The following is an 11121-nucleotide window of genomic DNA, read 5'->3' as shown; positions in this document are numbered from 1 at the left end:
CGCGGGGCCGCCGCGCATCCGGCTCGCTGCGCGCCCGGCGCAATCTGGCCTATCCTGTGCGGAACCGGCGACGCGCGCCGCGCGTGCTGTCCGACCCAGGAGCATCGATGCCGAATCAAGCCGACGCAACGACCACGCAAGCGCCGCAGGTCGCGCCCCTTCCTCCGACCAAGGCGTCGGGCCCCGCATTCATCGCGCCGGAAGCCGATCCGCTGGCGGCCGCGCGCAACAACCAGTACGTGCTGAAGGCCGACGACGCGTTCGTGGTCAGCGATGCCCTCGGCGACATCGGCGGCCACGACGACGGCCTGTTCGTCGACGACATGCGCGTGCTGTCGAACTGGCGCCTGACGTTCGGCGGCCGCGCGCCGTCGCTGCTGTCGGGCGCGACGAGCGCCGACAACGCATCGTTCACCGCGCACCTGACGAACCGGCCGCTGCCGCCGCTCGGCGGCCGCGAGACGCCCGAGGGCGTGATCCACATCGAGCGGATGCGCGTGCTCGCGAACAACGTGCTCTACGAGGCGCTGATGTTGACGAACTACGGCGCGAGCGAGGCCGAGGTGCCGCTGTCGCTGTCGTTCTCGGCCGATTTCAAGGACATGTTCGAGGTGCGCGGCACGCAGCGCGTGCGCCGCGGCACGGTCGCCGCGCCGCGCATCGAAGCAGGCGCGGTGCGCCTGCGCTACGACGGGCTCGACGGCGTCGAACGCGCGGTGACGCTCAATTTCTCGCCGGCGCCCGACGTGCTGTCGGTCGATCGCGCCGACTACACGCTGACGATCGCCGCGCAGGCGTGCGTGTCGATCTACCTGACCGTCGAGGCGACGGTCGGCGATGTGCCGGGCGAAGCGCCTGCGTGCGACCGCCCCGCGTTGCGCACGGCGCTCGTCGCGGTGCACCGCGCGATGCGCGCGCGGCGCGCGACGATGGCCCGCGTGCGCACCGGCAACCCGCTGTTCAATGCATGGCTCGACCGATCGCTCGCGGATCTCGGCCTGCTGACGACGCAGCTCGACACGGGCCCGTATCCGTATGCGGGCATTCCGTGGTTCTCGACGCCGTTCGGCCGCGACGCGGTGATCACGTCGCTGCAGATGCTGTGGCTGCAGCCGTCGCTCGCGCGCGGCGTGCTGCGGTTTCTCGCGTCGCGCCAGGCGCGCGAGACGTCCGCGTTTCGCGATGCCGAGCCGGGCAAGATCATGCACGAATGCCGCAAGAGCGAGATGGCGGCGACGGGCGAGGTGCCGTTCGAGCTGTACTACGGCGGCGTCGACACCACGCCGCTGTTCGTCGTGCTGGCGGGCGCGTACGTCGAGCACACCGGCGACGACGCGCTGCTCGACGAGCTGTGGCCCGCGCTCGAACGCGCGATCCAGTGGGTGACCGACAAGTGCGACCGCAATCCCTACGGACTGCTTGACTACCAGCGCACGTCGGAGCGCGGCCTCGCGAACCAGGGCTGGAAGGACAGCCACGACTCGGTGTTCCACGCGGACGGCCGCTTCCCCGACGGGCCGATCGCGCTCGTCGAAGTGCAGGCGTATGCGTGCGCGGCATTCGACGCGATGTCGGCGTGCTCGCAGCGGCGCGGCCACGCGGCCGACGCGACGCGCTATGCGCTGCGCGCGAAGCAGTTGCGCGAACAGGTCGAGGCGCTGTTCTGGATGCCGGAGGCGAATTTCTACGGGATCGCGCTCGACGGCCACGGCGAGCTGTGTCGCGTGCTCGCGTCGAATGCCGGCCATCTGCTCGCGTTCGGCCTGCCCGATCGGGCGCGCGGCGCGGCGGTCGCGGACGTGCTCGGCTCGACGCTGTTCCAGACCGGCTGGGGCGTGCGCACGCTGGCCGCCGGCCAGCCGCGCTTCAACCCGATGGCGTACCACAACGGCTCGGTGTGGCCGCACGACAATGCGCTTGCCGCGCGCGGGCTCGCGCGCTACGGCGACAAGGCCGCCGTGCTGAACCTGCTGCGCGCGCTGTTCGAGGCCGCGGTGAGCTTCGAGATGCGGCTGCCGGAGCTGTTCTGCGGGTTCCCGCGCCGGCGCGGCGAGCCGCCGACCGCCTATCCGGTCGCGTGCCTGCCGCAGGCGTGGGCGGCAGGCGCGCCGTTCATGATGCTGCAGGCCTGCCTCGGCGTGAGCGTCGACGCCATGCGCCACGAAGTGCGGGTCGAGCGGCCGACGCTGCCGGAAGGCGTCGACTGGCTGCGGATCGACGGCCTGCGGGTGGGTGACGACAGCGTGTCGCTGACGTTCCGGCGCGTCGACGGCCAGGTGGTCGCGGCGGCGGAGCCGGGGCGCGTGAAGGTCGTCGCGGTGCTGTAGCGCGGCATGCGTGAACGTTGAGCGATGTCGCGCCACGTTCGCGCACGCAGGCATAGAATCGCGACATGACCCTCGAACTTTCCGGAGGCACACGATGACGACCGACAAGCGGCCCGACGACGGCGAGCAGAAGCTCGAGCATCTCGAAGCGGCGGTCAACCACCTGCACGAGTCGATCGAATCGCAGAGCATCGCCGTCGGCGCGGCAAAAGGCATCCTCTTCAGCCTGATCGAAACCCTCGGCGCGCTGATCGGCGACCCCGACCTGCCCGAACATGCGCGCTCCGGCTACGAGGCGCTGCGCGACAAGGCGCGCGACTTGCGCGGCTCGCTCGAGAAGCGCTGAATCCCCGCGTGGCGGTGCGCGCGCCGCCGCGCATGCCCGCCGGCCGACCGATTGCGCACGCGCACAAAATGCCGTGCGCTCAATGGGTTAGGCATCGCGTGCGCAGGATATCCACAAGCTTGCCAACAAAAATTGTGGAGAACCTGCCTGCCGCCGAAAGGAGGCGCGGCGATCGGATCGCGCGTGCCTAGTCTGCGCCACCGGGGTGGCGCCGGAGCGAATCTCCCGTTGTATCAAATGCTTACATGCCGCATCGGCACGATATCCACAGGGTTGCCAACATAATCTGTGGATAACTCGTGCGCCATTGCGTCGCGATGGTTGGTAATGCCGGGGCGCCGCGCGGGTGACGGCTGCCTCGCGCGGGCGGCCTGCCCGAAGCGGGTGTCGCGGCGGGAAATCGTGCCGGATCAACGAGTTAGGCGCCGGGTACCCAGGATATCCACATCCTTGCCAACAAAATCTGTGGACAAGCGGCACGGCCGCGAAGCTCATGCTGCCGGCATCGAGCCGGCCGCCTCGTCGACGATCCAGTCGCGAAACAGCGTCATCGCCGGCGTGAGCGGCTTCGACTTCAGCGACGTGAGCCAGTAGCCGCCCGCCCGCACGTCGATGTCGAACGGCCGCGCGAGCAGGCCGAGCTGCAGCTCGCGCGCGAACATGCAGGCCGGCGCGAGCGCGACGCCGGCGCCTTGCATCGCTGCCTCGATCATCAGCCGCGACGAATCGAACACGGGCCCGCCGACCGGCCACGGCTCGAGCTGCGCGGCCGCGAACCAGCCGAGCCATTCGTCGGTGCGGTACGAGCGCAGCAGCGTTTCGTTCGCGAGATCGGCCGGCTGCGCGAGGCGTTCGGCGATCTCCGGCGCGCACAGCGCGCTGAGCGGCGCGTCGAGCAGCGGCTGGTTGCGCGTGGCCGGCCAGTTGCCGACGCCAAACCGGATCGCGAAGTCGAGCCCCTCGGCGGCGAGATCGACGACGTTGTTGTTGGTACGCAGCCGCAGCTCGACGAACGGATGGGTGTCGCGGAAGTGTTTCAGGCGTGGCATTAGCCAGCCTAGGGCAAACGTGCCGACGACCCCGAGCGACAGCACCTCGTGGAAACGCCCGCCGTCGAACTGCTTGAGCACCGTCTCGATGCGGCTGAACGCATCGCTCAGCACCGGCAGCAGCGCGCGGCCCTCGTCGGTGAGCCCGAGCCCGCGCGGCAGGCGCGTGAACAGCGTGCAGCCGAGCCGCTCCTCGAGCATCCGGACCTGCTGGCTGACCGCGGCCTGGGTCACGCTCAGCTCGAGGCCGGCGCGCGTGAAGTTCAGGTGGCGCGCGGACGATTCGAACGCGCGCAGGGCGTTGAGCGGAAGATGGGGGCGGAGCTTGGTCATAAGAAATTCTTTTGTCAGCGCTCAATTATCGTTGCTTGTCAGTGAACCGTAAACTGACGATAGTTCGTCTCGCCGGGCCGGCATCACGCTTCCCTTCCACTACGAGACACCCCCATGACCTACTCATCGCAACGCCGAACCCTGCTGCTGGCCGCCGCGACGGCGCCGCTCGTCCTGACCGTGAACGCATGCGCGTCGTCGCAGGCGGGCGCGCCGTCCGTTGCTTCCGCGACGTCGTTCGATGCGCTCGAACGCGCGGCGGGCGGCCGCCTCGGCGTGTGCGCGATCGACACCGCGACCGGCCGGCGCGTGCAGCATCGCGCCGACGAGCGCTTCCCGTTCTGCAGCACGTTCAAGGCGATGCTGATCGCCGCGGTGCTCGCGCAGAGCGTCGCGCGTCCGGCGCTGCTCGCGCAGCGCGTGACGTATCGCCAGGCCGATCTCGTGCGCTATTCGCCGGTGACGGAGCAGCACGTCGGCGCGGGCATGACGGTCGGCGAGCTGTGCGAGGCGACCGCGCAGTACAGCGACAACTCGGCCGCGAACCTGCTGATGAAGGTGCTCGGCGGGCCGTCGGCGGTGACCGCGTTCGCGCGCACGATCGGCGACGACACGTTCCGGCTCGATCGTTGGGAAACCGAACTGAATACCGCGCTGCCGGGCGACCCGCGCGATACGACGACGCCCGCCGCGATGGCCGCCAGCCTGCGCGTGCTCGCGCTCGGCGACGCATTGCCCGCGCCGCAGCGCGCGCAGTTCGTGGCATGGCTGCGCGGCAACAAGACGGGCGACAAGCGGATTCGCGCGGGCGTGCCGGCGGGCTGGCAGGTCGGCGACAAGACCGGCACGGGCGACTACGGGACGACCAACGACGTCGGCGTGCTGTGGTCGCCTGCGGGCGGGCCGGTCGCGCTGGCCGTGTACTACACGCAGGCGCGCGCCGATGCGCAGGCGAAGGACGACGTGATCGCGGCGGCGACGCGCATCGCGATCGCGGCGCTCGGCTGATCGGCGCGGCGCGCCGGGCGTGACGCGAATTCGACGCGCGACCTGAAATGTTGTGCGATCAACCACTTAGCTCGCACATGCTCAGGATATCCACATGCTTGCCAACAAAATCTGTGGATAGCGGGGTGCGCCTGGCGGGGCGCTCTGCTCCCGGCATCCCATGTGCCTCATTCGTGGCGATGCCGGGAAAGCCTTTCGGATCAAGCGCTTGAGCGGGGTATGCGCAGGCTATCCACATGCTTGCCAACAAAAATTGTGGACAAGCAGGGCGCGCGCGCCGGCCTCCCGGCGTGCGCGTGCCTCATTCGCGACGGCGCAAGGAAAGCCTTTCGGATCAGGCAGTTGACCGCGGTATGCGCAGGCTATCCACATGCTTGCCAACAAAATCTGTGGAAAAGCCGGGCCGCCGAGAGGCGGCGGCGCTCAGCCGCGCTGGTCGTCGACGGCCGGCCAGCGCACGAACGCGAACACCCAGAGCATTATGAAGTTCAGGATCGGTACGGCCATCGTCAGCACCCACCAGCCGGAGTGGCCGGTGCGCCGGACGATGCGGACATACGGATAGATGCAGATCGCGATGATGACGAGCATGACGAGCAGCTTCAGCGCGCTGAAATGATGCATGGCCTTCCCCTCGAGCGAGTTGATTGTCGTTGTACTGCGTGGACAGGATGCCGGCTGGCGTGATGGTGACGCGTCGCGTGCGCGAGCGTCAAGCCGTTGCGGCCCGCCGCGGTGCCGCATCGCTGACGCGCCGCACGATTCGCCGTCCGATCAACGGGTTAGCGCAGGCGTGCGCAGGATATCCACAAGCTTGCCAACAAAAACTGTGGGTAACTGGCGGGGTCGGCGCCCACGCAGCCGCGACGCTTCCCGGTGCATCGCCCGCGGGGCCGTGGTGCGAATTCCGAAAAAATGGCGTGCAGTGTGCCGCACGCGCGAGCCCCGTCTGCATCACGCATGCCAAAGCCCGCCGGATCAAGGGTTTAGCGTGATGTTGCGCAGGATATCCACAAGCTTGCCAACAAAATCTGTGGACAAACCGGGCATCCGCACGGATTCATGCTGGTGCATCGAAGCGCACCGTGACGGTGAGGCCGTGGCCGCCCGCGCTCGTGCCGAGTGCGACCGTCGCCCGATGCTGCTCGGCGATCCGCTTGACGATCGACAGGCCCAGGCCGCTGCCCGACGTCGTCGCCGCCTGGGAACCCGCGCCGCGATAGAACCGCTCCCACACGTCCGCGCGCTCCGCGTCCGGGATGCCGGGGCCGTCGTCCGAAACTTCGAGCACCGGCGTCGCGCCGTCGACGCGCGCGCCGACGTCGACGCGTGCACCGTCGCCCGCATAGCGGATCGCATTGTCGACGAGGTTGTTCAGCAGCACGCGCAAGGTGTCGGCGTGGCCGGCGACCATCACGCGCGACGCGCCGGTCGCGCCGAGGTCGACGTGGTGCGCGTCGGCCACGCGCGCGCGGTCGGCTACCACCGCACGGCACAGCGCGGCGAGATCGACCGGCGCGAAGGCGGCCGCCTGCGCATCCGGTTCGACGCGCGCGAGCGTCAGCAACTGCTCGGCGAGGTGGCTGAGCCGGGTCGTGCCCGCGTGGATCTGCGCGAGGACGTGCTCGCGTTCGCCGGGCGTCGCCGCGCGCTGCAGCAGCTGCGCTTGGATCGACAGCCCCATGATCGGCGTGCGCAGTTCGTGCGCGGCGTCGGCGATGAAGTGACGCTGCAGCGTGAACGAACGATCGAGGCGGGCGAGCAGGTCGTTGATCGCCTCGGCGAGCGGACGCATCTCGTTCGGCATCGACGCGACGTCGACCGGCTCGAGGTTGTTCGCGTTGCGGCGCTTGAGCCCGGCGGCGATCGTGCGCAGCGGCCGCAGCCCCGCGCCGATGCCGAACCACAGCCCGATCGCGAGCACCGGCAGCATCGAGAGCACCGGCCACAGCAGGTGCACGGCGATGCCGGCGATCGCCTCGCGGCGCGCGTAGCGCGCCTGCGCGACGCGAATCGTCGTGCCGCCGCGTTCGGTTACGTAGGTGCGCCACATCTGGCCATCGACATCGACGCTCGCGAAGCCGGCCTGTGCGGGCGGCGGCAGCTTCGAATCGCGGTCGGTCGAATAGACGAGCGCGCCCTTGCGCCACACCTGCAGCAGCACCGCATCCGGATCGTCGGTCTTGAAATGGTGCTCGTCGTCGTCACCGCCGCCGCCGCGCCGGCTGAACGACAGCTCGCCGTTCGGGCCGACGACGATCTGCTTCGACATGCTGCGCATCTGGTCGTTGAGCAGGTCGTCGAGCTCGCGCAGCGCGGCCCAGTAGGTACCGGCGCTCGCCAGCACGCCGATCGCGCAGGCGGCCGGCAGCAGCCAGCACAGCAGCCGCCGGCGCAGAGATGCGCCGCGCCAGCGCGCGATCGCCTGCCGCAGGCCCGTCATGCGACGTCACCGATCCGGTAGCCGACGCCGCGCACCGTGCGGATCGTGTCGTGGCCGAGCTTCTTGCGCAGGTTGTGGATGTGGACCTGCACCGCGTTGCTTTCGATTTCCTCACCCCAGCTGTACAGGCGCTCCTCGAACTGCTCGCGGGAGATCACCGCGCCCGGCTCGCGCATCAGTTCGTGCAGCAGCACGAATTCCTTCGGCGACAGCGCCACTTCGTCGTCGCCGAGCCAGACCTGGTGCTTGACCGGGTCGAGCCGCAGCGGCCCGATCGCGAGCAGGGTCTGCGCGCGCCCCGCGTGCCGGCGGTTCACCGCGCGGATGCGCGCGAGCAGTTCCTCGAGCGCGAACGGCTTCACGAGATAGTCGTCGGCGCCGCTGTCGAGGCCGGCGATGCGGTCGGACAGCCCGTCGCGCGCGGTGATGATGATCGCCGGCACGTTCTCGTCGCGGCGACGCAGCGCGGCGAGCACCGACAGGCCGTCGCGGTTCGGCAGCCCGAGATCGAGCAGCAGCAGGCCGTAGCGGGTCGTGCGCAGCGCGAGCGACGCGGCATCGCCGTCCCTGGCCCAGTCGACCGCGAAGCCTTCCTGTTTCAGACCCTGTTCGAGCCCGCTGCCGATCAGCGGATCGTCTTCGACGAGCAGTACGCGCATGGCTTTCGTGTTTCTCCGTGGCGGCGCGACAGGGCGCCGGTTGGCGTGATGATAGGCGCGGGCGCGTTAGCGGAGGCTTAAGGCGCGCCGGCGCGATGCGCGCCGCGGCGATCGTTCACGCGCGGTTCGGTCGCGGTGCATCGTGCAACTGCGTCAGCGCTGTGCGGATGAATTGTGAGAACGATGTGGCTTGGTGCCGGTCGCCGGATTGCTGGCCGCCGATCAGGCACAGGTGGGCGACGCGGCCGACGAGCTCGGCATGACCGGGATCCGCGAGGCGCGCGCGGCACGTGTCGATCGCGAACGCCAGCCGCGTGCGGTCGACGCGGTCCTGGTATTCGGCGGCGAGCGGATCGCGGCGCGCCCACGCGCGAATCGCGATTTCCCGGCCGGGCTGCTTTTCCGCGGCGATCGCGAGGTAGCGCGCGAGGACGTCTTCGAGGCTGTGGCCTTGCGCCGCGTGCGCGAGCATGCGCGCCGTATAGTCCGCTTCCCATTGCGCGAGCAGCGCATGGACGAACGCATCGCGGCTGCGGAAGTGGTGGTAGAACGAGCCGCGCGTCACGTTCAGGCGCCGCGCCAGGCGCTCGACGGACACGCCCGGATAGCCCTCGCGATCGAGGGCGTCGAAGCCGGCGGCGATCCAGTGGTCACGCGTCAACATGCGGTGTATCCCGAGAAACATACAGGCTGTGTATGGTATCGCCTGCGTCGCTAAGCTGCGGCTTCCTTTTTGTGATGCGCGACGGATAACCGTCAATCCATGGAGCCGCCGATGAAGCAAATCGCCCTTGTCGCTTTCGACCAATTCACCGACATCGACCTGTTCCTGATGTGGGACATCCTGGGCCGCAATCGCCGCGACTGGGACGTCCGGATCCTCGGCCTGCAGCCGACGCTGCGATCGGCCCACGGCCTCGCCGTCGACACCCACGGCGCGCTGGCCGAGGCGAACCGGGCCGATGTCGTGCTGTTTTCGAGCGGCCGGGAGGGCGTGCCGGCCGCGCTGGCCGATCCGGCCTTCACCGGCGCCTTCCGGCTGCGGCCGGAGCGGCAGTTGATCGGCTCGATTTGCGCCGGTTCGTTCATTCTCGATCGGCTGGGCCTGCTGCCCGGGCGGCGGGCCGCCACCCACCCCGATGCGCGGCACGCGCTGCGCGAGGCCGGCGTGATGCCGGACGACCGGCCGTTCGCCAGCGTCGGCAATGTCGCGACGGCCGGCGGCTGCCTGGCCGCGCTGTACCTGGTCGGCTGGGTGGTCGAGCGCCTGTTCGGCGACGCGATGCGCCGCGACACGCTGTGCCCCGTGCTTCCGGCCGGCCAGCAGGACATCTATCAGCAGTTGGTCGCGTCGAGCATCGCGCAGGGTGCCGGCGTGAGCGGCGTCGCCTGAGCGGCCGACGACGGAAGCCTGGCGCTCGCGAGCAGGTTTCTTCGTACTCGTCCAATGCGGCGTTGCGTCACGTCGTCACAATCTTCAGCTTTGCTTAATCTTACGTTTCGTAATATTCGGGTGTCGCGTTCATCGGGAACGCGCGTCATGCAAAGAAAAGGAACGACATCATGAAGCAACTGGCCACCATTCTGACGATCGCGCTCGCCGTGCTGCCGGCCGCCGCACACGCGCAATACACGGGGCCGTCCACCGTGGCGGCGACCACCGTGAAGGAACTGCTCGCCAACGGCAAGGACGACCAGCACGTACTGCTGCAGGGGCGCATCGTCAAGCACGTCGGCGGCGAGGATTACGAATTCGCCGACGCGACCGGCACGATCCGCGTGGAGATCGACGACAAGCTGTGGGCCGGCGGCCAGCCCGTCAGCGAACGCAACGAGGTGAAGCTGACCGGCGAGTTCGAGCGCAAGTGGTCGGGCCGCGTGAAGGTCGATGCCGAGCGGATCGACGTGCTGCGCTGACCGGTGCGCGCGGGGCCGGTGATACCATGGGCGACCGGTTTCCGCTTTCACCAAGATGGCCGCCAATTTCGATGAACTCGCGTCCCGGATCCGGGCGCAATTTTCCGAGCTGAGCCCGCAATTCCAGGCGGGCGCGGCTTTTCTCCTCGATCATCCCGACGAAGTCGCCGTGTCGTCGATGCGCAAGGTCGCGCAGCGCGCGCAGGTGCAGCCCGCGTCGCTCGTGCGGCTTGCGCAGCAATTCGGTTTTCCCGGCTGGAACGAGCTGCGCGACCTGTGCGTCGCGCGCGTGCGCACGCGCCCCGAGCCGCTCACGCAGCGGGCGCGCTCGCTGGTGCGGCCCGATGCGAAGGCATCGCTCGCGCACGACCTGCTCGCCGCCCAGCAGCACAATCTCTCCGCGACCGCCGCGCAGAATGCGCACGCGCTCGCGGAGGCCGCGAAGCTGATCCGCAAGGCGTCGCACGTGCATGTCGCCGGGTTCCGCTCGTGCTATCCGGTCGCGTTCGGGCTCGTATACGGCTACCGGCTGTTCCGGCCGACCGTGTCGCTGCTCGCCGGCGTGGCCGGCTCGCTCGAGATGGAACTGCGCACGATCGCGAAGCACAGCGCGACGGTGATCGTCAGCTTCGCGCCGTATTCGGCGGAAGCGACGCGCGTCGCGCAGGCCGCGAAGGCGCAGGGCAGCCGGATCGTCGCGATCACCGACAGCGCGGTGTCGCCGATCGCGCTGCATGCGGACGCGCAACTGATCTTCACGCACGACAGCCCGTCGTTCTTTCCGTCGCTGGTCGCCGCGCACGCGCTGGCCGAGGCGCTCGTCGCGCAGCTGCTCGCGCTCGAGGGCAGCGACGCGATCGCCGCGCTCGAACACGCGGAAGCCGAATTGCACGCGAAGGGCGCGTACGTGGTCTGACGGATCGCGGGACGCGTTGCCGTCGCCACCGTCGCCACCGTCGCCACCGTCGCCACCGTCGCCACCGTCGCCACCGTCGCCACCGTCGCCACCGCCGCCACCGCCGCCACCGCCGCCGCCGCC

The 11121-nt window shown here is 69.5% G+C and carries 11 protein-coding genes; 6 read left to right on the top strand and 5 right to left on the bottom strand.

What is annotated here, in order from left to right:
- Positions 1–107 precede the first annotated feature (107 nt).
- Positions 108–2327 carry an amylo-alpha-1,6-glucosidase gene (locus HWY45_RS16090; protein ID WP_059801785.1) on the top strand — a complete coding sequence of 740 codons (2220 nt, stop codon included), beginning with the start codon at positions 108–110 and terminating at the stop codon, positions 2325–2327.
- Positions 2328–2421: 94 nt separating this feature from the next.
- Positions 2422–2673, top strand: coding sequence for a hypothetical protein (locus HWY45_RS16085; protein WP_059562515.1), 252 nt, complete (start codon positions 2422–2424; stop codon positions 2671–2673).
- A 491-nt stretch (positions 2674–3164) separates the two neighbouring features.
- Here the strand turns inward: HWY45_RS16085 and penR are convergent, their stop codons facing one another.
- Positions 3165–4055, bottom strand: a complete 891-nt coding sequence (penR, locus tag HWY45_RS16080; RefSeq protein ID WP_059884732.1) for a beta-lactamase transcriptional regulator PenR — start codon at positions 4053–4055, stop codon at positions 3165–3167.
- Between the two features lie 114 nt (positions 4056–4169).
- On the opposite strand from penR, the gene blaPEN-bcc reads away from it, so the two are divergent.
- Entirely contained in the window at positions 4170–5063 is an 894-nt protein-coding gene (blaPEN-bcc, locus tag HWY45_RS16075; protein WP_059884734.1) for a PEN family class A beta-lactamase, Bcc-type, read from the top strand.
- A gap of 423 nt (positions 5064–5486) precedes the next feature.
- Here blaPEN-bcc and HWY45_RS16070 read toward each other — a convergent pair whose 3' ends face one another.
- The 4 genes from HWY45_RS16070 to HWY45_RS16055 all read right to left on the bottom strand — a co-directional run bounded on the left by HWY45_RS16070 (position 5487) and on the right by HWY45_RS16055 (position 8829).
- Positions 5487–5687, bottom strand: a complete 201-nt coding sequence (locus tag HWY45_RS16070) for a DUF805 domain-containing protein (RefSeq protein WP_059801617.1) — start codon at positions 5685–5687, stop codon at positions 5487–5489.
- A 436-nt stretch (positions 5688–6123) separates the two neighbouring features.
- Complete coding sequence (locus HWY45_RS16065; protein WP_059801615.1) at positions 6124–7506, bottom strand: ATP-binding protein; 1383 nt, start codon at positions 7504–7506, stop codon at positions 6124–6126.
- A complete protein-coding gene (locus HWY45_RS16060) occupies positions 7503–8165 on the bottom strand; it encodes a response regulator (protein ID WP_059562531.1) in 663 nt (220 codons plus the stop codon). The genes HWY45_RS16065 and HWY45_RS16060 overlap by 4 nt, the downstream gene beginning before the upstream one ends.
- Positions 8166–8280: 115 nt before the next feature.
- Entirely contained in the window at positions 8281–8829 is a 549-nt protein-coding gene (locus tag HWY45_RS16055; protein ID WP_059884735.1) for a TetR/AcrR family transcriptional regulator, read from the bottom strand.
- Positions 8830–8928: 99 nt separating this feature from the next.
- Here HWY45_RS16055 and HWY45_RS16050 point away from each other — a divergent pair, with 99 nt between their 5' ends.
- The 3 genes from HWY45_RS16050 (at position 8929) to HWY45_RS16040 (ending at position 10998) form a co-directional block, all read left to right on the top strand.
- A complete protein-coding gene (locus HWY45_RS16050) occupies positions 8929–9558 on the top strand; it encodes a DJ-1/PfpI family protein (RefSeq protein ID WP_081059634.1) in 630 nt (209 codons plus the stop codon).
- A 170-nt stretch (positions 9559–9728) separates the two neighbouring features.
- Positions 9729–10082 (top strand): YgiW/YdeI family stress tolerance OB fold protein, encoded by a 354-nt coding sequence (locus tag HWY45_RS16045; RefSeq protein ID WP_059884738.1) that lies wholly within the window; start codon positions 9729–9731, stop codon positions 10080–10082.
- 55 nt (positions 10083–10137) lie between these two features.
- Positions 10138–10998 (top strand): MurR/RpiR family transcriptional regulator, encoded by an 861-nt coding sequence (locus tag HWY45_RS16040; protein ID WP_017328754.1) that lies wholly within the window; start codon positions 10138–10140, stop codon positions 10996–10998.
- Positions 10999–11121: the final 123 nt, after the last annotated feature.

It is taken from the genome of Burkholderia stagnalis, assembly GCF_902830275.1.
Taxonomy (GTDB): domain Bacteria; phylum Pseudomonadota; class Gammaproteobacteria; order Burkholderiales; family Burkholderiaceae; genus Burkholderia; species Burkholderia stagnalis.
The sequence above is the reverse complement of the archived record's forward strand: the minus strand, read 5'-3'. Positions and strand labels throughout refer to the sequence as shown.